We start from the raw sequence: 20,284 nt of genomic DNA on the forward strand, positions 1-20,284 counted from the left end.
TTACGGGGGTTTTATGAGTAATCTTTTCTGGCTGAGCGAAGATCAGATGGCACGGCTTCGGCCCTATTTTCCGAAGAGTCATGGCGTGCCACGGGTCGATGATTGTCGAGTGTTAAGTGGTATTATTTTCATCAATCGCAATGGGTTGCGTTGGTGTGATGCGCCCAAGGAGTATGGTCCACACAAGACGCTCTACAACCGCTGGAAACGGTGGAGCGACATGGGGGTGTTCGCGCGGATTATGATGGGGCTGGCAGCCGAGGTTCCTGACAACAAGACGATCTCAATTGACGCAACTTACCTCAAGGCACATCGCACGGCCTCCAGCCTGCGGGTAAAAAAAGGGGGCGTGGACGTCTGATCCCCTGCCCGGCAGGGCATTGCGCATCAATGTCCCGAGAGGGGACGTACCAAGGGCGGTATGAACACGAAGTTGCATGCCGTGCCCCCTCTCATGGTTTGCAGGCAAACCACTGCCGGGCAGTGGACGCGATTGGGCGGCCGATCCAGTTCTTCCTGACCGCCGGTCAGGTTAGCGATTACACTGGGGCAAGAGCTCTGGTGAATAGTCTGCCAGCGGCCGACTGGCTATTGGGAGATCGCGGATATGACGCGGATTGGTTCCGAGAGGCCCTTGTAGATATGGGAATATCGCCCTGCATCCCTGGACGAAAGTCGCGAGACAAAACCATCAAGTACGACAAGCGTCGTTACAAAAGACGTAACCGGATTGAGATCATGTTTGGTCGCCTGAAAGACTGGCGGCGCGTGGCTACCCGTTATGACCGATGCCCGAAGGTCTTCCTGTCCGCCATCGCTCTCGCAGCAACCGTGATCTTCTGGTTATGAGTCCTGAGCCTAAAAGACGAGCCGAAAGTTTGACTCGTGCTGACTAAGCCTCCAGCTATCACGCTGGATTCACGCAATGAAACCCGGCAGAAACTTGATGCAACAAAGCCTACTACTTTCAATTGGGTTTGGGTGTTGATTGTACATGAACATCCTGCGGTGCCCAACCCTGCTGCCAACGCTGCCAGACCTGTCGATACCCCTCTTCGAGATGCGCGGTGTAGGCGGCGGTGTCAAAAAGAGGTGTCGTCGCCAAATTTGCCCTCAAGCGCGATTTGACCGCTAACAACGCAGCCTTGTCGGTTGCAAGTTTTGTGATCAGATTCTCATACTGCTGCGCATCTTCGGTAATCAAGTCAGCCATTCCCACAGCCTTTAAAAGGCTGGCGGCGACGCGGGCCGCAAATTGTGATCCAGCTTTGGTAACGACAGGCAATCCAGTCCAGAGAGCGTCGCTTGCGGTCGTATGAGCGTTTACGTTGAAAGTATCTACAAAGATATCAGCAAGCCGATGGCGGGCCAGATGTGCGTCATGCGGGAGATTTTCGGCGAAAATCAACCGCGTCTCATCGACGCCGCGATCTCGCGCCGCCTGCTTAAGGTTATCTTTTGCCCATTCATTGCCATCCAGTAACCAAAGGACCGCCTTAGGCACTGATGACAGGATGCGCATCCAAATGTCGAATTCCTGCGGTGTAATTTTGTAGCTGCTGTTGAAGCAACACAAAACCACAGCATCCTCGGGCAGCCCGCAGGACGCTCTGGAAACTGGGGCCTGCGCAATGATCCTATGATCATCGTTGGGCTGATAGCTGTCCGGCAGATAGATGAGCTGTTCCGAATAGTGTTCGCGCTGTTCTGGCGGCACGACGACGGTGTCTGCGATCAGATAGTCCATGCAAGGTGTTGCCATGGTGCCGGGATAACCCAAATAGCTGATCTGGATCGGAGCAAGACCTGCGGAAAAAGGACCCGTGCGCGCATCTTGCGTGTAGCCTTTCAGGTCAATGGCAATATCCAACTCGTCCTGCCGCGCCCGTTTTACTATGTCGTCATCCGACGCTAGATGGACGTCCACAAAATGCTCTGCGTTGCGGATCAGCCTGTCCAACTGCGGGCTTCGTTTCGGCTCATTCATGCAATACACAATAATTTCAAAATCAGCCTGATTGTGGTTTTCAATGACCCCATTCAACAAAAACAACGTCGCGTGTTCGCAAAGATCGCTGGAAAAATAGCCAACCCGGATCCGGGACCCTGTTGGTGACCCAGTCAGGTCCGCTCGATTGTTCTGCCACTGCTTTGCATATTGGCCAGAGCGAAGTTTTTGACGTTCGGGGTGATCTTCAAAACCCAATAACGGCCATGGGGGAACAGCCTTGCCGGTGATGCCGATCGTATTGGCCACTGTTTCAAACTCCTCCTGTGCCTGCCAATCACACATCTGGGCCTGAAAATGGAGTTTCAGCGTCTGCGCGACATGCATGGAATCGTCTAAACTCACAGCTGTTCCATAAGCTGCAACGGCCAGGTCGAGACGCCCTTGGCGGTGATGAACATTGGCAATATTGTGGTATGCTCTCGCGTAGTCTGGATTGAGAGCGATTGCTGCCATACAACTTAGAAGGGATGCATCATACTGCCGCGCAGAAAAATATGCGGAAGCCAGGTTGTTATGAGCCGAGGAATTATTCGGATCCAATACAGTCGCGCGCTCCAAATGCTTTAAGGCTTGAGGAATGTCCCCGGCTTCGTGATATGAATCCCCCAGGTTGAGATGCATAGCCGGTGAATTGGGGTCTAGCAGAATCGCGGATTTAAAAGCGTCTATGGCAGATCGGGTTTCGCCGTATTCCTGCAGGTACTGACCAAGAAAACCGAAAGCTATGGCATTTCCTGTGTCCAGTTTGGTACTCGTCCTCAGATCAGCGATCGCTGCCTTAAGATCGCCGGCAGACCGATGCGCATTGCCTCGGGACGGATAATATCCAGCTTGTTTGGGTGACAGTTCAATGGCTGAGGTAAAGCTCTCAACAGCTTCAATGTAGTTACCTTGCGATTCCAAGGCAGCTCCCAGATTGAAATATGTCGAGGCAACTTGGGGCATTAGCCTCACGGACTGCCGAAAGGCGTTTTCAGCTAAAGCATGTTGGCCGAGTGCCGTTGCAGCAGCACCTCGCAATGTCCACAGCTGCTCCGAGTTTGGAAAAACGATCAACTGTTCACTTGTAATGGCCAGCGTGCGCTGAAAATGACCACTTTTGTAACTATTCACAATCTCACGAACTATAGTTTGTGAGGGTGCCGCAGCTATCGACCTTAGGCGTGAAATAGCTTTTTTTGCGCGCACATTTGCAGGGAATCGATCAACGACACCTTCATAAACCTTCAACGCCAACGATATATTACCGTTGCGTTCTAGAGCCTTAGCCTCCGAAAACGCGATTTCGATGGAATTTTTCATGGATAAGTTGTCACTTCAAGATTGAATGGAGCGCGTGTTACTTTAGCTGGTTGGTTCACATCAGGCGCACATAAATATTGTTAATGAATTGCAAAATTCAAGATCGCCAAAGTGTTGCCGTAAAATAGACCTAGGATAGATAAATTAAAAAATGGTTTTCATTTAATTTTATACTTACCGCGTGCCGAGTACCGTTAGCTGCCGATCAAGGTTACGCGCGGCACCCAAAAGTCAGGCGACGATGACACCTAAGGTGCTTGCGCAAATTCAAGCGAGTGACGAACCTGCAACGATCCAAATGCTGCAATCTGCACCAATGTCTGAAATGCGAAAGCTGCCATGCAGCGCCAAGCAAGTCTGGCAAGGCCCGGTTTGGGCTGAGGCTGTGTGGAAACGCATTTGATTGCGGGCTTTGTGTCTGTGCTTTTCCGTCTTTGGCGCTTCTTCTATTCCAAGAGCGCCATTTGTCCCCATTGGGGTCCTGTTTGATCGAGTTGGGGCTTTGATAGCGGGTTCTGACCGACAAGTATCGGTGTTCGGCTCATTTATGCCTTCAGCGCGGCCATCAAGGGGGCAATCCCGATTATATTGAGGACCCGTTTGAAGTTATAGGCCTGGACATGGAGGCTCATCTCTGCGGCGAGTTTTTCTCGTGTTCAGGTCAGGAAATGGGTGTGGCCCATCCAAGCCTTCAATGTTCCAAAGGGATGGTAACCGGGCCGTCCTGTCGCGGCAGCGCCGTGAAACCGATATCGACCAAATCAAGTGCATCAACAAAGGCGTCCACAGCCCGAACCGGATTATCGTCGCTCACAAAACCCTCAAGATGAGCGGAGAAAAGAACGCCTTGTTCTCGGTCATCGCCTTCAATGAAACGCTTCATCCGACATCTCCTAATTACTCAATGAGAGCAGCAGAAATACTCGTTTTCACACAGCCTCGGCCCATTGCGAACACGCTTTGACAGTTAAGGTTTGCCTGAAAGAAACATTTGACTCATGGATAAAAACGGAAGTACCCCTTTCACTTACAGTGCATTTACCACATAACATTCGAATGATTGAATTAGAAAGCAACCTGAGCAAAAAATACCGTCACAGTCTTGTTGACTGGTGGCAAAATCGCTATTGTGACTGTCTTGTTAGATATCAGGGAAAAGTCTGGTTCGTGAAGAAACAGGGAATTGCCGATATCAGGAGGAACCTACTAGCGAGTTTATTGGGCGGGAAGTTGGCCAACGTCGCCCAAGTTCATTGTCTGGACAAGGCTGATTTCTCAGCTCTGAAAAATTGCGGGATAACATTACCAGAAAGTTCAAACTTTCTGAATACATGCTTGGTTCGATTTGCTCCGGATTACAATATTTGGGAACTTCCGAAGAAAACTCTCGAATCTGCGATGGCTGCGGAAATAGTGTTTTCGATCTGGATTCGCAGACGGGACGCGCACTCTTATAACCGAAATTTTAAAAATGGCATTCCGGTGTTTTATGATCACCAGACGGCTTTCTTGGGCGAAAAGAAATTGCGCGAAATTGATTACTTCTTCCGAACAGGGCCTGGCCCTGGCTATGCGGGTCTTTGGAGGTTGGATGTCGGCGATCATATTGAAATCGATACGGATTCACTGCGATCCCAGGAAAGGGAACGATTTTGTGGGTGCAATCATTACGTCGCACTTCCGATTCGTGACACCAATATCTTCCATCAAGAGTTGAACAGCATGGTCGAAGAAATAGCCGCTATCCCGAAAGCGGATATAAGGTGGAGCGTTAAAAAAGCGAGATTTAGTTTTTTTGAACAATCTGCGGTGATCCGTTTTCTCCAAGAAAATCAGAAACAATTGAGTAAAGACGTTGATCTGCTTCGATCGAATTTGAAGTCGAAAAATGGTTGACCGGAAAAAGGCTGCTTCCTAGGCTCAGGACCCATTAATCTGCTTGAGGCTATCTGTTCTGCATGATTCAAGTCCCCAAATTACGGGGGTTTTATGAGTAATCTTTTCTGGCTGAGCGAAGATCAGATGGCTCGGCTTCGGCCCTATTTTCCGAAGAGTCATGGCGTGCCACGGGTCGATGATTGTCGAGTGTTAAGTGGTATTATTTTCATCAATCGCAATGGGTTGCGTTGGTGTGATGCGCCCAAGGAGTATGGTCCACACAAGACGCTCTACAACCGCTGGAAACGGTGGAGCGACATGGGGGTGTTCGCGCGGATTATGATGGGGCTGGCAGCCGAGGTTCCTGACAACAAGACGATCTCAATTGACGCAACTTACCTCAAGGCACATCGCACGGCCTCCAGCCTGCGGGTAAAAAAAGGGGGCGTGGACGTCTGATCGGACGTACCAAGGGCGGTATGAACACGAAGTTGCATGCCGCGCCCCCTCTCATGGTTTGCAGGCAAACCACTGCCGGGCAGTGGACGCGATTGGGCGGCCGATCCAGTTCTTCCTGACCGCCGGTCAGGTTAGCGATTACACTGGGGCAAGAGCTCTGGTGAATAGTCTGCCAGCGGCCGACTGGCTATTGGGAGATCGCGGATATGACGCGGATTGGTTCCGAGAGGCCCTTGTAGATATGGGAATAACGCCCTGCATCCCTGGACGAAAGTCGCGAGACAAAACCATCAAGTACGACAAGCGTCGTTACAAAAGACGTAACCGGATTGAGATCATGTTTGGTCGCCTGAAAGACTGGCGGCGCGTGGCTACCCGTTATGACCGATGCCCGATGGTCTTCCTGTCCGCCATCGCTCTCGCAGCAACCGTGATCTTCTGGTTTTGAGTCCTGAGCCTAGGGAGCTGCTTGGCTGAAACAACCAACTGGTGTGCCCCAGCAGTGGGCTTGGAAAAGATATTCGCGGGGATTAGAACCAAGGCTGGTAATGGGCTGGGAGTAGCAGTTGCATTGGTTCTGCTAAACGACTGTATTGTCCGTACAACAGACCTTGATGCCCACTGCAGCGAATGTCCTGTGTAGATGGCTCCTGCATAGCAAGACATTTTTGCGGTGATCCGCGCATTTGTCAGAAGCAGTCTTGTGTCCGGCCTGTTTGCGCGGTTTTGACCGCTGGCCCTCCCTTTCGGGACATTGCTGCGCAATGCCCTGCCGGGCAGTGGATGGGTTCCGCGAACCAAGTCCCTTTCTGCTTTGCGGGCAATAGCGCCCGGGACATTCGACGGGGTGTCTTGGTTGTTGCGGCTGACTTTTGCACCATCACTTCGCAGGTCTTGCTATCTCGTGTTGTTTAGGTGTTTTCAAATTGTTCTCGGCGTGTACGGCTCATTCTTTGTCAAAACTGCCCAGACGATCCGTGCCGTTTTATTCGCCATTGCCGCAGTTGCTAAGCGTGCTGGTTTGCGTTCCAAAAGGGCTGTTAGCCATTTGCTCGCCCTTTCCGGGTGGGATCGAGTCTGTCGCACAAGCGATGTCATTCCTACGACAAGGAGCTGGCGCAGATATTGATCACCCATCCGCTGCCCGGCAGGGCATTGCGCAGCAATGTCCCGAGAGGGATGGTGATCCGGCCTAATCGCTCTTTCCCACCACTCGATTTGTTGGCAGGCGTCAATCCTATCCACGCAGCAAACTCTCGACCATTCCTGAACTGATGGCCATCGCCAATGCTAGCAGCGATCGCAGATGCCGTGACAGTGCCGACGCCAGGTATTGTTTGCAAGAGCCTCACGCGCGCGTCTCGCTTCGCCTCCAATCTCAGACGTGTCTCATACCATCTCACCTGCTCATGAAGGGCTCCAAGCCGCTGGCACAGATTGCGGAACACGTCCTGCGCAATAGTGGGAAGTTCCAGTTCAACGCCTTCGACCACACTTTGCGCAAAGCTGATCACCCGTGCGAGGCCACGGGCAATGTAGATACCAAACTCGGCCAACAGACTGCGAAGCGCATTGATCAATTGGGTGCGTTGTCGAACAATCAGATTTTGTGCCCGGTGCAAGGACAGAAGCGCTTGTTGGTCAACCGATTTGATTTCAACAAACCGCATCGTGGGCCGCGTGACTGCTTCGCAAATAGCCTCCGCATCAATCGCGTCAGTGAACCTCGTCCCTGTTCCCAGACACTGGGGTACTTTACCCCTGTCCATGAAAGGGGCACCAAATGGGACGACAGCGACGGAATTATACGGACGATTATAAGGCTGCGGCAGTTGAACGGCTTTACGAGCCAGGAGCGACGCAGGGTAGCGTGTCGAGCGAGCTTGGGATCACCGGTACACAACTGAAGACGTGGAGGCTTGAGATTGAGGCGTTTGGTTCATCAGAAGCCAAGCGCCGTCAGAAGGCGGATGCCGCTGAACTGGTCCGCCTTCGCAAAGAGAACAGGCGTCTTGCTGAGGAAGTGGAGATTTTGCACAAGGCATCCGCTTTTTTCGCAACGAGGGCGGTGAAACCATGACGAACAAGCACAGCTTCGTCACTGCCCATAAAGCGCAATATGCGGTCTCCACATTATGCCGACACCTCAAGATATCTCGGGGTTGGTTCTATGGCTTTCTGACCAGTCAGGACGCCCGAGATCAGCGGCGTACCATCCGTGAAGCGCGAGATCTGGAGTTGCTGCCAAAGATAAAGGCGTTTTTCAAAGCCAGCGGGAAATGCTATGGGTCCAAGCGTATTCATCAGGATCTAATGGCTGATGGTGAGATCGCTTCTGAGCGGCGTGTGGCGATAATAATGAAAGAAAACAAGGTGTCTCCGCTTCTGCGTAAGCGCCGAAAGCCCAAAACTACTGACAGCAATCACGACATGAAGCCTTCACCAAATCTATTGGAGCAGAAGTTCAACTGCCAGACGCCCAACGCCGTTTGGCTGGCGGATATTACCTATATCGACACGGATGAAGGGTGGCTTTACTTGGCTGGCATCAAAGACATGTCCACGCGGGAGATTGTTGGCTGGGCGATGGAGGACCATATGCGGGCAGAGCTCTGCTGTGAGGCCCTGAAGATGGCTCTGGCGCGACGAGGGCCCGTTTCCGGATTGATCCACCATTCCGACAGGGGGAGCCAGTATGCAGGTGGGAAATACCGCAAGCTAATTGGCAAGGCCTCCATCACCCAATCCATGAGCCGCAAAGGAGAATGCCTGGATAACGCGCCAATGGAGAGCTTTTTTGCTTCATTGAAAAAAGAACTCGTGCATCGCCATCGGTTCAGAACGCGCGCTCAAGCCAAAGCTGCAATCTTCGAATACATTGAGGTCTTCTACAATCGCCAGCGCCGCCACTCCAGTATCGGCTACAAAACGCCCCTGCAGGCATTTGAAGATACAGCTTTGAAAATGGCCGCATAGGGTCAATAGTGAAACTGTCCGGTTTTAGGGACGAGGATCACAGACTTGCCGCGCTTCACATAAGGTTTGACATACATCGGCGGGATAAGCCGTACTTCATGTCCCACTTGACTCAGCTCGCGCGCCCAGTGATGGCTGGTACCGCAGGCTTCAATCCCGACCAAACAAGGATCAAGGCGCTTAAAAAATGCCAGCACCTGCGCACGGCGCAACGGGCGATTGAATGCGACTTCACCTGCATCAGTCACACCATGCACATGAAAGATGTTCTTGGCCAGGTCGAGGCCAACTGTTGTAACTTGCATTGGGTGGCTCCCCTCATTCGCAGATTTCGACACCTGCATTATGGCGCAAAGCGACGCCGGTTGGAGCAGGAGCCATCCACCCCATCTGCTTTCCGCGGCGGTTTCAACGGGTCGACGCAACACTTTAGTCTTTATGGAAAGATGGAGTGTAAATCATGGCCTATCGCCGCAGACATTTTTTTACAGAGAAACAGAAGTCGGAGATCTGACATCGTTGGCAATGCGGAGAGCCGATGAGTTCGATTGGACGTGGATTTGATCGTGCATCATCATCGACCCGACAGCCGAGCCTCTTGCCCTCCATCAGATGCCAGATGGTATCAACACCGGGGCGCGCACCTGTCTCGCGGGTGATCTCATCAAACTCAACACGGGCATGCTCCCGCTGGAACGCCCATTCAATCCGCTGCAACACCCCGATCTGGCGCTTGCCTGTTGACCTGCACCCGCGTCTCACCTGTCGCCTGATCGATCGCCTCCATTTCACTGCCCTCCCTCTTTCTCAGCAATTCTGACTTCCCCACAGGCAGGGCCACTGCTGTGTCGCGCAACTGTCCTGCTGTCTTGTTTTGTCCCTACCTGTGTCCCGACCTGTCCCCTACCCATTTCGCACCGTTTGCGGTTTGGTCTTATCCTCAATCGCCGCCTTTTAGATCAGGGCGGCCCGGACAAATTTTTCCACTTCAACGGCTGAAGCCAAAGCCTCAGTTGGAGTGAAATCACTTGGATTGTCCGATGCCTCGGAGCGAGCACTTGCGTGAAGCGGCGCGACGTCGGCGAACTCCTTCATTTAGACGCTGAGATCAGATGTCAGAGAGCCACATGCTGGAACGGGTTGAAACACTCTGCCAGCTAATCCAGCAAAGTGGACTGCCATAGGCTCAGCCGACGCAGGCAAAATGCGACCCAACCGATGCAGATGGTTCACTCCCAACCCACCCGGCCTGTCTTCGTCATTGGAAGAGGCGCGCGATAAGCTGGAGCCAGAGTGTCCCAGATCGTTGCTGGCAGCCTCTAGGGCCCCTGCTTCACGGATCAATGCCTGTACAGCTGCCTTTACTGAACCCGGCCTTACGTTTCTCATGGCAAAATTCTCCAGGTGATTTGACGTGCAATCGTGGGGCCGCTGGCCGACTTTGATTGCAGGGACAAAAGAGGGGTTGCCGCCCTATGTGAAGGGGATGGATAGATACCGCAGTGAATAGATGAACGGGTCATGCAGCACCTTGGCCACACACGTTCCTATATTTGGGGTTCGCGATCCTCTAGTGAAACACGATCATGGACTTAGGCGGCCATTACTCACACTGAAACGAACGGTAAGACGGAGCCATTTTGACCCATGCTGCTGCCGCAGAAATTCGACGCAATGGGCGGAAACCGGTCCTTCGCTGCGCGCTGCACTACTGTCTGCTGTGCGGACCAAGCTGACGCCGAATAGGACTTGTGTTTTCATGAATTCAATGGCCTAGCTGCCATGAAGGAGAATTTTGAATGACGTTTTGGTTTTTGTTTTGCTTTACCGTTTTTGTGGCTTCGATGATCCCAGGCCCAAGCACGCTGATCGCTTTTACGCATGGAGCAAAATTGGGTTGGGCCAAGGCGATTGCAACTGCTTCGGGAAACGCCCTGGCAACTATTCTACAGGCGGTTGCAGCCTGTGCCGGTCTCGGCCTCGCACTTGCTAAGTCGGCAACGTTGTTTTTGTTAATCAAGTATCTAGGCGCCGCCTATTTGATTTTCATGGGCATTTCGATGTGGCGTGGAGCATCGCAGGGCGTTGATCTAAAATCAGAACTTGTGAGCGATGTCGCCGTCTTCCAACGTCTGTTCAGCAGTGGGTTTCTGGTCGCGGCCAGCAACCCAAAGGCAATAATTTTCTTCACTGCACTGTTCCCGCAATTTCTCGGCGCTGCCGAAATTGCTTACAGCCAAATGGCTCTTATGATCATGTTAGCTGGTGTAATCGCATTCAGTGTCGCGATGATTTACGCTGCGCTCGGATCGCGATTGAGAGCAATGAGCATTACTCAGTCCGCGATGACGTGGGTCCACAAAATAACAGGTGGCTTGTTCGTCTCTGGCGGAGTCGGGCTGGCTGTGTCGCGGAGCTGACTTCCGGTAGTTTGGGCTCGAAGTAAACGTTTACTGCGGGATGCACGAAGGTCTAGTATGGGCCGAAATCACCCTAAGAGCTAGGCTAGGCGGTTGATTTCGAACGCATCCGCCCCCCTGCGCACCAGTCAGAGACCACCAACGGCATCATAGACCGTGTGCGCAGCCACGCTCGCACCAAAGGCTACGCGCTGAGCCCCGATCACTCCCTGCAAGACACAGCCAACGGCTAGGCCCCACTGGCCGGGGGTCACGTTGCCCCCGACCCTTTCTCACACCAGCGGCGCGAGCGCCGCACAGGGGGGCGCGAAATCCACTCATGGGTTTTTCCAACTGCGGCCCCGCCAATTCATCCAACTAAGGAACCGGAATGGACGCCATGCAGCTACAAATAGAAGTCGCCAAATGTGCACCTCCTGCCGCTGTACAAGAGCACCGGAAAGAGAGCAATTGCGACACCAAAACCGCAGAGCCTTTTGGCTTACACGCGGCATGGCTGCACTTCGCAAACCAAATGGAAATAAGGCGTTTGGCAAAGCTTCATCTGCGGAGTGAACGGAAAAAAGCGGCTTTGTCCGAACTTATCTGACAACGCCAGACCATCATGAACCGCTGCATCAAACGGATGCGCAGGGCTGGTGGTAAAAACTAATCGGTGGTTCTGACTGATACCCCGCCGCCGTAATCCCTTGGTCGGGTGGCGGCGGGGTTCCTGAAAAACTGAAAGAGGACGCCATGACCGCCCCACTGATCATCGACAGCTTTGCCGGAGGCGGTGGCGCCAGCACTGGGATTGAAATGGCTCTGGGTCGCAGCCCTGGCGCTGCACCAGGCCAACCATCCGGACACCATCCATCTGGATAGCAATATCTGGGAGGTGGAACCCGATGTGATCTTGATGGAGAACGTCGAAGAGTTCAAAACATGGGGCCCGGTGGACGAGGACGGCCAGCCGATCAAGGAATTCGCTGACCTCACCTTTGAGCTATGGATGACGCGCCTGAAAAAGGCCGGTTACAAGAAAAAATGGGGCGAGTTGCGCGCCTGCGATTTTGGCGACCCGACAATCCGCAAACGGTTCTTCATGGTGGCACGGCGCGACGGTCGGCCAATTGTCTGGCCCAAGCCGAGCCATGGCGACCCCTATGTGGTCGGGCTGCCGGGAGGCCAGACCACTGCGCCCTCAGTCCGGCGGTTCAACACTGGCGCCACCGGATCTCAGCAAGGCGTGATTGCCCCATGGTTCGCCAAATACTACGGCACCGGCGATGGGGCCCGTAGCGGCGGACCGCTGCACACGGTCACCGTCAAAGACCGCGTGGGCCACATGCAGGCTGAGCTAGCCGTGCCAGAGTTCTCGACCGAGCACCATCAGCGGGCCCGTCAGGTGGCCGAGTTCCTGCGCAGCCAAGCGTCAGGGACGGAGGCGGATTTGTCACTGTCACCATCAAGGCCACCGAATACGTGGTGGTCGATATCGGTATGCGGATGCTGACCCCGCGCGAGCTGTTCAACGACCAAAGGTTCCCGCGCGACTACGTGATCGAAGGTGTCTGGCACCAGACCGGCGAAAACTGGACCTTCGGACCCTTCACCAAGCACCAGCAGGTCAGCTGCTGCGGCAACAGCGTCTGCCCCGGCCTTGCCCGCGCGCTGGCCGCCGCCAACTGCGCCCACCTGGTCGCCGAGACCCACCCCGAACAGAAAGAGGCATAAATGAGCAGCCTGGCGCCCCTTGCAGTTGGTGAAAAAAATGCAGCCCACTTGCTCGACTTGAAATTGAAAGAATTTCGGACACTTGTTGAACAAGGGATCTTGCCACGCCCACGAAAAGTCGGTCCATTTGAACGATGGGACGCCGCCGAGTTACGGGCCGTTGTGAGGGGTGATTTTGTTGATGGGTATGAGGGCGTGAAATGGTGAAAAAGAAATTTACCACGTCAAAGAAAGTCAAAGGTCGCAGTTACCAGTATTTTCGCAAGGGCGGCCAATATGTGCGGCTGCCGGACGACCCCAAGAGAGAGGAATACGATCGGGAATACTGACGCCCAATGCGCGGCGATGGCGCACTCTCTCAAAGATTTACCTTTGACAAGCTGATCTTGAGTTACAAGCAAAGGCCGAAATGGGAGCGACTAGCCACACGTACCAAGGCTGATTACTCGAAAGTTCTGGAATACTTGCACGACGTTATTGGCCCAAAGATCCGACGACACTGCGCCGATCCACGATCATCGAGGCGCAAATGGCCAACCGCCACCGGGCGCGATTTGCCAACTACATTCCCCACATGCTTTCAATTCTGTTTGAACAGGCCATTGACCTCGACTGGCAACGCGACAACCCAGCCAAGGGCATCGCGAAAATCAAGACTGGTGACGGCCATAAGCCCTAGCCAGCATGGGCCATTGCGACATATCGCAAAGAGGCCCAGGAAACAGCCCTGCTGATCTTTGAACTTGCACTGGGGACCGGGCAACGTGCCTCTGACCTGACAAGGATGGAATGGGCCCACATTGAAAGCGACGGCGTCTGGGTGACACAGGGGAAGACCAAGCCACGGCTTTGGACCCCCTTCACCACCGCACTGAAAGCGGTGCTAGGAACAACAAAGCGCACCAGCCTCAACCACATCTTGAACGATGAATTTGGACGAAAGCTGAACTATGGCCAGATACAAAAGAAGGTAATGGTAGTCAGAAAAGCCAACTACCTGACAGAGTTCACCTTGCACGGGTTGCGATACAGCGCTGCAAGCGAATTGGCCGAGGCAGGTTGCACAGATCAGCAGATCGCAACGGTCACGGGCCACAAAAGCCTGTCAATGGTCCAGAAAAAATCCAAAGGGGCGAGTCAGAAGCGCCTAGCAAAGCAGGCCCAAACCCTACGCGAACAGAACAAAAACAGATCATGAACGTGGGAAATTTATTGGGAAACACCCATTCGCACCCTTAGCGAGGCGGCAACATCATTCAGCTAAGTCGTTGATTTAGTGGCGGTGCTGTCAGGCGAATTCGGACCAGTCTCAGTTTACCACCAAGGACGGGAACCTATGCTGAACAAGGTAGCCGCCACTCAGCGAGAGCGGCGGTGCGGTTGAGCTTGAAATTTTCGCGTGAATAAAGGTGACGCTCCTGGTTGAAGTGGTTGCAGACCGAGGCGTGTACGGAGACGAACTTCTGCAAACTTCGCATTCGGCGGAAACGCAGCATGGCTCTCTCTCGTCGGCGAAATGACAGATGAGAATTCTCAACCCGGTTATTCGACCTACGGCCGGTTTCTTGTTTGTCTGCATTGCCGATGACCTTCATCGCAGCGCCGTAAGACCGCAATAGATCGGTCACGATGACATGTGGTGGGCCAAAGCGGTTCCACCAAAACCGCACAGTCTCATGGCTGATTTCGATCCCGCGCTCATGCAGAAAATCCTCCACATTCCGGAGCGTCAGGGGGAACCGGACGTACAACATCACCGCAAGGCGGATGATGTCGGGACTGGTCTTGAAATACAAAATGGGCAGTGTTGGTCATGCCGAGAAGCTAAATCGCCACCCTGCCCTTCACTACCGAGTTTCCTCTGACAGGACCGTGTGCAGCCAAAGTGAGTGTAGACGTGATTGCGGAGCGTCTTGGACGTAGCAGATCAACCCTCCAAAACGAACTCGTCGATCATGACGTTCATTCCGGCCAGCAGTCCACCATCAACTGGGAGTGCTACCCCGCTAATGTATTCGGCCTCGTCTGAACCTAAGAAAGACACGGCCTTGGCAACGTCATCTGGCTGCCCAACACGGCCGACCGGATACCAGCGCGCCAATTTTTCAAACACATTTGGGTCTCTGTCGATACGGGTCTGCCATGCGACAGCGTCTGTTTGAACCGAACCAGGGAGAATCGCATTGCAGCGAATGCCCTTGCTGCCATATTCGCTTGCGACGCATTGAGTCAGACTAATTATTGCTGCCTTTGCTGCGCTGTAGGCGGGGCTCCCAAAATAGCGAACGCCATTCACCGAGGCGATGTTAATAATTGCGCCGCCTCCGGACTCTACCATCGATGACAAAACGGCGCGGATACAGTGATATGGACCGTTTAAGTTCACATTGATTTCATGATGCCATGCGTCCAACGGCATATTTTTGAGATCCCCGGCCATGCTAAACGCTGCATTGTTGACAAGAAGATCAATCGTTCCCAAAGTTTCTGCGGTTTTGGCAAAAGCCGCTTCGACCTCATCATATTTGGTGATATCCGCCCGAACAAAAATCGCTTTATGACCGTCCGATTGGAGCATCTCGACTGTTTGTTGCCCCATTTCTTCGTCGATATCGAGGACTGATACCGCAGCGCCATCTTGAGCAAGCTTCTGTGCAATTGAGCGGCCAATCCCGTGCCCCGCGCCCGTAATCAAAGCGACTTTGTTGTCATATCGAGACATGTTCTTCTCCTTAGGATCGCCTGATAGCGCCTTAGTATTTCTAAGTGATATCAAACGTAATGGTCTTTACTTGAGTAACTTCATTTAGCATCGATATTCCACCAATCCGGCCCACACCACTGTCTTTGCCCGCTGCGCCGCCAAACGGTATGTGAAGCTCCCAGTAACAAGTTGGACTATTGATATTTACCAAACCCGATTGCAAACCCTCGCCAAACTGGAAGGCTTTCGCAAGATTCTGTGTGTAAACGCTCGTCGCCAGCCCTTGAGACGCTGAGTTCGCTGCCTGCAAAAGCCCCGCTTCATCTTCGTAGACAACGATCGGTGCGACGGGGCCAAAAGTCTCGTCGATATTTATGAGTGCATCTTCAGATACGTTACCCAATACGGTTGGCGCAAAGAATAGATCCGATTTCTGACCAGCCAGAAGCTTACCACCGGACAAGAGATCAGCCCCCTTTGTCAACGCATCTTCGATATGCTGGGTGGTTTTGAGGATGCCCCCTGCATTGTGGAGCGGCCCCATTGTTGTGCTGTTTGCGAGGGGATCATTCACGACGAGATTGTTCGCATAAGCGGTGATCCGTTCAGCAACTTCGTCGTAGTTCTTGCGCGTTACCAAGACCCGACCAGTCGCCGCACAAACCTGACCCGCATTAAAGTAAAAACCGAATGCTGCGGCGTCTGCCGCTTTTGCGACGTCGGCGTCATCTAGAACAATCAGTGGGCCATTGCCACCAAGCTCTAGCAGCATTGGTTTGCCTGCACCGCGTTGAGCCACGATTTTACCGGTTTGTGGGCTACCTGTGAGCCCGATGCCATGAGTGCCCGGATTTGATACAACTTCATCGCCGGCAGATTGCCCTGGGCCAAGCACCAAATTGATAGCGCCATCAGGAAGGCCCGCTGCAACAATACATTCCATTAAACGCGCAGCACAGATTGCCGTTGATGGGGATGGGACCCAAACGACACCATTTCCAGCGGCGAGACAGGGTGCCAAATATTCCACAGGGATGTTAATCGGAAAATTCCACGGTGTAATTATGCCGTAAACGCCACGAGGTTGACGGATGCTGATCACCCGTTTGCCGGGCGTTTCGGCAGGGATGACGGAGCCCTCCATCCATTTCACCATTTCTGCGGCATTTCTAAATCCAGCGATGGCGGCGTCTACTTCGGGATAAGCTTCGCTGGCAATGGGCTTGCCTTGCTCTTCTGCCAGTGTTTGCGCCAGTAAGTCGCGACGCTTGACCATTTCATCTGCGACCCGATTACATAGCGAAGAACGTTCCCAATTGGTCATTTTGGCGAGGATTTCATGCCCCTTTTGAGCCGCGACAATTGCATTTTGAGAATCGACCCGATCACTCGAAGTCACTGTTGCAAGAATTAAATTGGTACTTGGAGACTTAGCTTTGACCGACTTCCCGCTTCTCGCATCACACCATGCACCGTCAATGAAGTTCTGCATGTGAGGAGTGTTAGAGGTGCTCATGATTTCTTCCTTGGAAAGCTTACGGTTGGCATTTTGGACACCCAATTAGATCTTTTCTTCAGCGCCACATTCTTAAGAGTGGTTTTTAAACTGAGGCAGTGAAAATTCAAACCTTATTGACAGACTAGTCAGTAACTAATATTCAGGACGGTGTTGGTCAATGGTTTTCTTAGGAATCTAAGGGTCAGCAAGAATTTTCAGGGAGGAAAATCAATGAACAAACTTAAGTATGGAAGCACCGCGCTCTGCACCCTTGCACTGTCGTTCGCGCTCACGGGTCAAGCCATGTCCGCAGAAACAGTTCGCGTTCGATTTGCGGAATACAGCTCGAACACAGAAGCTCATTTCCAAGAAGTCGCGGCAAAATTTAACGCCAGTCAAAGTGACATCGTCGTTGAAATCGAAACACTGCCTTGGCCTGAAATGCAGCAACAGTTGATCACGGATATCTCCGCTGGAACTGCCCCAGACATCTCGCATATGGCGACACGTTGGATGGCTGGTTTTGCAGTTGATGGTGTGCTTGCACCAATTGAAGGTCTTATGAGTGACGACTTTGCAGACAGCTTCGTACCAACATATCTAGACCTACAAAAACAAGAAGGTCACACTTGGGGACTGCCAATAGCTGCCTCCGCTCGTGGTCTGTTTGTAAACAATGAATTGTTGGCAAAAGCCGGCATTGACGCGGCACCTTCGACCTGGGACGAAGCCTATGACGCGGCGATTAAAATCGCAGCACTTGACGATGCTATTTATGGCATCGGTATTCAAGGCAACGATCTGGATGTCGAAGGTTATTGGTTCTATAGCCTTTGGACGCACGGTGGCGAAGTGATCACTGCTGATGGCAAAAGTGGTTTAGCGAGCGAAGCGGCGATTGCTGCGACAAACAACTATGTTCGCTTCATCGAAGGTGGCGCAACACAACCCGGCGTTGCTGGATCCAGCCGTGAAGACCTACAAAACCTGTTTGCTGCTGGCAAATTGGGCATGGTCTTGTCCGGACCTTGGTTGAACAAGCAACTTGCTGACGAAGCTCCTGATGTTTCCTACGGAATTAGCGCCGTGCCAACCGCAACAGAAGCTGCGACTTACGGTGTGACAGACACGATTTCGGTTCTCGAAAGCTCCGAAGTTAAAGAAGAAGCTGTTGCGTTCCTTGAGTACATGTTCAACGACGAAAATCGTCTGGAATTTGGCAAGATTGAGGGCTTTGTGCCGGTTCTCAAGTCTATGGCCGCAGAGCCCTTCTTCACAGAAGACCCAAACATGGCTGTATTTCTTGAAATGGGTCCAGTAGCGAAATTTGCGCCACTTGTACCAAATTGGGAAGAAATGGCTGAATCTTTGGCTTCCGCACTTTCCGTTGCTTACTCCGGTGACACGCCTGCATCAGAAAGCCTGAAGGCAGCCGCTGCCAAAATGGATGAATTGCTAGCAGAATAAAGATAGCATAGCGAACGGCCGGTTTCTTGGCCGTTCGCAGCCACATTCGATCACTCATCAGTTTCAACACCAAGAACACAGCATTAGATTGTTGGGAGCAGACCACTTTGACGGACTCAAGCGTAAATAACCCCGATGGACGAGCAAGGTTGTTGAAGCTGCCCAGCGTATTCCTAATTCTACCCAGCTTGTTCCTGTCGGCGCTGGTCATCGGCTACCCGATATTTGATGTTCTTAGAATGTCAATTTCGGACGTGAACCGATATGGCCATGTGCGCGGATTTGCGGGGGTCGATAATTTTCTCAAAATATTCAACGACCCCATATTTCTGCAGGCAACAAATCAAACGCTTATTTGGACATTCTGTGTCGTGGGTGGCACGCTGCTAATATCTGTACCGATTGCCATCATCCTGAACGGAAATTTCTTCGGCAGATCCGTTGCGCGGACCATTCTATTACTTCCATGGGCGGTTTCGATGGCCATGACGGCCGTTGTTTGGAAATTTGTGGTGAACGGCGATTTCGGCATGTTGAATCACACGCTCGAGACCTTCGGCCTAATTGATACAAAGATACCCTGGCTCGCCGATGCTACATTTGCGTTTGCTATCGAAATACTGGTGGGAATTCTTGTATCTATGCCCTTCACTGTGACCATTTTGATGGGTGGACTATCGGCAATACCAGACTCCCTTTACGAGGCGTCATCGATAGATGGGGCAAGCCACTGGCAGAAGTTCATCAATATCACGCTGCCTCTGCTTCGCCCATTCCTGCAAATTTCGGTTGTTTTGAACGTCATCTACGTCTTCAATTCATTTCCGATTATCTGGATCATGACGCGCGGTGGTCCCGCCAATAAAACCGACATTCTGATCACCTATGTATACAAACAGGCATTTGCCTTTGGGCGTATCGGAAATGCAGCCGCTGGATCCGTTATGATGTTTGCCATTTTGTTAGGATTCTCGCTTTTATTTCTATTCATTACAAGAAGTCCCAAGGAAACGTTATGATTGGAAAACCGCTACGCACTCTGATCAGCTGGCTGCTGCTCTTGCCGATTATCATCGTCATTTTGTTTCCTTTTGCTGTCATGCTTTCAACCGCTCTCAAGAGAAAAGACGAAGTATTCACCTTTACTCTGACGTGGTTTCCCAAGGAAATCTACTTTGGGAACTTTGCAGAACTATTCCTGGAACTCGGGTTTGGTCGCGCGATCTTCAACTCCCTGTACATTAGCCTTGGCGCAACGTTGGTGTCCCTCGCACTGGCCCTTCCCGCGGCATATGCATTGTCTCGACTACCTATCCGCGGTAAAGGTTTTTTCACTGGATATTTGCTGATCACGCAAATGATCTCGCCAATTGTATTGATCCTCGGTTTGTTCAGAATGTTTGCGGCCCTGGGCCTGATCAACAGCCACAACGCGTTGATCATCGGTCACAGTGCCTTTTTCATGGCGTTTGCCGTTTGGATGCTTAAGAGCTATTTCGACACAGTGCCGAAAGACCTAGAAGAAGCCGCTTGGATGGACGGAGCCAGCCGCCTCAGAGCCTTCGGGGCAATATTCTTGCCCATTTGTATCCCAGGAATCGCGGTAACTTCGATATTTACATTCGTAAACTCATGGAATGAGTACGCAATGTCTCTCACCATGTTGCGCGACGCCGATATGCAAACGGCCCCCGTACAAGTCGCATTTTTGACTGGCACTCTCTACGAAATTGAGTGGAATCTTATCATGGCAGGAACCCTTGTAACGACCATTCCAGTCGCAATCATCTTCTCCGGCATCCAGGGCTACCTCGTTCGAGGCCTGTCTGTGGGCGGTGTAAAATAAGTAAGAA

The 20,284-nt window shown here is 52.4% G+C and carries 19 protein-coding genes and 6 pseudogenes; 17 read left to right on the forward strand and 8 right to left on the reverse strand.

Annotated elements, in window-relative coordinates; all coding sequences use genetic code 11:
• The first annotated feature begins 13 nt into the window (after positions 1-13).
• Positions 14-849, forward strand: a pseudogene (locus QPJ95_RS02215) (IS5 family transposase).
• 118 nt (positions 850-967) lie between these two features.
• Here the strand turns inward: QPJ95_RS02215 and QPJ95_RS02220 are convergent.
• The 3 genes and pseudogenes from QPJ95_RS02220 to QPJ95_RS02230 form a co-directional block, all read right to left on the reverse strand.
• On the reverse strand, positions 968-3,313 hold the full coding sequence (locus tag QPJ95_RS02220; RefSeq protein WP_270921220.1) for a tetratricopeptide repeat protein: 2,346 nt from the start codon (positions 3,311-3,313) through the stop codon (positions 968-970).
• Positions 3,314-3,858: 545 nt separating this feature from the next.
• Positions 3,859-4,023: pseudogene (locus tag QPJ95_RS02225) on the reverse strand (IS5/IS1182 family transposase); the annotation flags it as partial.
• The gene (locus QPJ95_RS02230) at positions 4,005-4,196 is read right to left on the reverse strand and encodes a hypothetical protein (RefSeq protein WP_270921221.1); all 192 of its coding nucleotides are present in this window, start codon (positions 4,194-4,196) and stop codon (positions 4,005-4,007) included. The gene QPJ95_RS02230 and the pseudogene QPJ95_RS02225, both read right to left, overlap by 19 nt.
• 173 nt (positions 4,197-4,369) lie before the next feature.
• Between QPJ95_RS02230 and QPJ95_RS02235 the strand changes: the two genes are divergently transcribed.
• Positions 4,370-5,209, forward strand: a complete 840-nt coding sequence (locus tag QPJ95_RS02235; RefSeq protein ID WP_270921222.1) for a hypothetical protein — start codon at positions 4,370-4,372, stop codon at positions 5,207-5,209.
• A 93-nt stretch (positions 5,210-5,302) separates the two neighbouring features.
• A pseudogene (locus QPJ95_RS02240) lies at positions 5,303-6,098 on the forward strand (IS5 family transposase).
• A gap of 473 nt (positions 6,099-6,571) precedes the next feature.
• Here QPJ95_RS02240 and QPJ95_RS02245 read toward each other — a convergent pair.
• A pseudogene (locus QPJ95_RS02245) lies at positions 6,572-7,368 on the reverse strand (IS110 family transposase); the annotation flags it as partial.
• 65 nt (positions 7,369-7,433) lie between these two features.
• On the opposite strand from QPJ95_RS02245, the gene QPJ95_RS02250 reads away from it, so the two are divergent.
• Both QPJ95_RS02250 and QPJ95_RS02255 read left to right on the forward strand, forming a co-directional pair.
• Positions 7,434-7,730, forward strand: a complete 297-nt coding sequence (locus QPJ95_RS02250) for a transposase (protein ID WP_286018121.1) — start codon at positions 7,434-7,436, stop codon at positions 7,728-7,730.
• On the forward strand, positions 7,727-8,626 hold the full coding sequence (locus QPJ95_RS02255; RefSeq protein WP_270921312.1) for an IS3 family transposase: 900 nt from the start codon (positions 7,727-7,729) through the stop codon (positions 8,624-8,626). Before QPJ95_RS02250 ends, QPJ95_RS02255 begins: the two co-directional genes overlap by 4 nt.
• A gap of 41 nt (positions 8,627-8,667) precedes the next feature.
• Here QPJ95_RS02255 and QPJ95_RS02260 read toward each other — a convergent pair.
• A pseudogene (locus QPJ95_RS02260) lies at positions 8,668-8,931 on the reverse strand (IS110 family transposase); the annotation flags it as partial.
• 155 nt (positions 8,932-9,086) lie between these two features.
• On the opposite strand from QPJ95_RS02260, the pseudogene QPJ95_RS24415 reads away from it, so the two are divergent.
• The 9 genes and pseudogenes from QPJ95_RS24415 to QPJ95_RS02300 all read left to right on the forward strand — a co-directional run.
• Positions 9,087-9,206: pseudogene (locus tag QPJ95_RS24415) on the forward strand (IS30 family transposase); the annotation flags it as partial.
• A 1,219-nt stretch (positions 9,207-10,425) separates the two neighbouring features.
• Positions 10,426-11,046 (forward strand): LysE family translocator, encoded by a 621-nt coding sequence (locus tag QPJ95_RS02265; protein WP_270921078.1) that lies wholly within the window; start codon positions 10,426-10,428, stop codon positions 11,044-11,046.
• A gap of 370 nt (positions 11,047-11,416) precedes the next feature.
• Positions 11,417-11,635, forward strand: a complete 219-nt coding sequence (locus QPJ95_RS02270) for a hypothetical protein (protein ID WP_270921077.1) — start codon at positions 11,417-11,419, stop codon at positions 11,633-11,635.
• 186 nt (positions 11,636-11,821) lie between these two features.
• Positions 11,822-12,541 carry a DNA cytosine methyltransferase gene (locus tag QPJ95_RS02275; protein ID WP_270921076.1) on the forward strand — a complete coding sequence of 240 codons (720 nt, stop codon included), beginning with the start codon at positions 11,822-11,824 and terminating at the stop codon, positions 12,539-12,541.
• Positions 12,529-12,762, forward strand: coding sequence for a DNA cytosine methyltransferase (locus tag QPJ95_RS02280; protein ID WP_270921075.1), 234 nt, complete (start codon positions 12,529-12,531; stop codon positions 12,760-12,762). The genes QPJ95_RS02275 and QPJ95_RS02280 overlap by 13 nt, the downstream gene beginning before the upstream one ends.
• Entirely contained in the window at positions 12,763-12,969 is a 207-nt protein-coding gene (locus QPJ95_RS02285) for a hypothetical protein (protein ID WP_270921074.1), read from the forward strand.
• Positions 12,966-13,091, forward strand: a complete 126-nt coding sequence (locus QPJ95_RS02290) for a hypothetical protein (RefSeq protein WP_270921073.1) — start codon at positions 12,966-12,968, stop codon at positions 13,089-13,091. The genes QPJ95_RS02285 and QPJ95_RS02290 overlap by 4 nt, the downstream gene beginning before the upstream one ends.
• Before the next feature lie 200 nt (positions 13,092-13,291).
• Complete coding sequence (locus tag QPJ95_RS02295) at positions 13,292-13,441, forward strand: hypothetical protein (RefSeq protein ID WP_270921072.1); 150 nt, start codon at positions 13,292-13,294, stop codon at positions 13,439-13,441.
• A 69-nt stretch (positions 13,442-13,510) separates the two neighbouring features.
• Positions 13,511-13,960: a tyrosine-type recombinase/integrase gene (locus tag QPJ95_RS02300; protein ID WP_270921082.1), complete on the forward strand. Its 450-nt coding sequence runs from the start codon at positions 13,511-13,513 to the stop codon at positions 13,958-13,960.
• Between the two features lie 136 nt (positions 13,961-14,096).
• Here QPJ95_RS02300 and QPJ95_RS02305 read toward each other — a convergent pair whose 3' ends face one another.
• The 3 genes from QPJ95_RS02305 to QPJ95_RS02315 form a co-directional block, all read right to left on the reverse strand.
• Positions 14,097-14,516 carry a DDE-type integrase/transposase/recombinase gene (locus QPJ95_RS02305; protein ID WP_270921081.1) on the reverse strand — a complete coding sequence of 140 codons (420 nt, stop codon included), beginning with the start codon at positions 14,514-14,516 and terminating at the stop codon, positions 14,097-14,099.
• A 173-nt stretch (positions 14,517-14,689) separates the two neighbouring features.
• Positions 14,690-15,484 (reverse strand): SDR family NAD(P)-dependent oxidoreductase, encoded by a 795-nt coding sequence (locus tag QPJ95_RS02310; RefSeq protein ID WP_270921071.1) that lies wholly within the window; start codon positions 15,482-15,484, stop codon positions 14,690-14,692.
• 40 nt (positions 15,485-15,524) lie between these two features.
• A complete protein-coding gene (locus QPJ95_RS02315) occupies positions 15,525-16,982 on the reverse strand; it encodes an aldehyde dehydrogenase family protein (RefSeq protein WP_270921070.1) in 1,458 nt (485 codons plus the stop codon).
• Positions 16,983-17,195: 213 nt separating this feature from the next.
• On the opposite strand from QPJ95_RS02315, the gene QPJ95_RS02320 reads away from it, so the two are divergent.
• The 3 genes from QPJ95_RS02320 to QPJ95_RS02330 all read left to right on the forward strand — a co-directional run bounded on the left by QPJ95_RS02320 (position 17,196) and on the right by QPJ95_RS02330 (position 20,277).
• Positions 17,196-18,431, forward strand: a complete 1,236-nt coding sequence (locus tag QPJ95_RS02320) for an ABC transporter substrate-binding protein (protein WP_270921069.1) — start codon at positions 17,196-17,198, stop codon at positions 18,429-18,431.
• Between the two features lie 107 nt (positions 18,432-18,538).
• Positions 18,539-19,450, forward strand: a complete 912-nt coding sequence (locus QPJ95_RS02325) for a carbohydrate ABC transporter permease (RefSeq protein ID WP_270921068.1) — start codon at positions 18,539-18,541, stop codon at positions 19,448-19,450.
• Entirely contained in the window at positions 19,447-20,277 is an 831-nt protein-coding gene (locus QPJ95_RS02330) for a carbohydrate ABC transporter permease (RefSeq protein WP_270921067.1), read from the forward strand. The genes QPJ95_RS02325 and QPJ95_RS02330 overlap by 4 nt, the downstream gene beginning before the upstream one ends.
• The last annotated feature ends 7 nt before the right edge of the window (positions 20,278-20,284 follow it).

Source organism: Parasedimentitalea psychrophila, assembly GCF_030285785.1.
In the GTDB taxonomy this organism is placed as follows: Bacteria; Pseudomonadota; Alphaproteobacteria; order Rhodobacterales; family Rhodobacteraceae; genus Parasedimentitalea; species Parasedimentitalea psychrophila.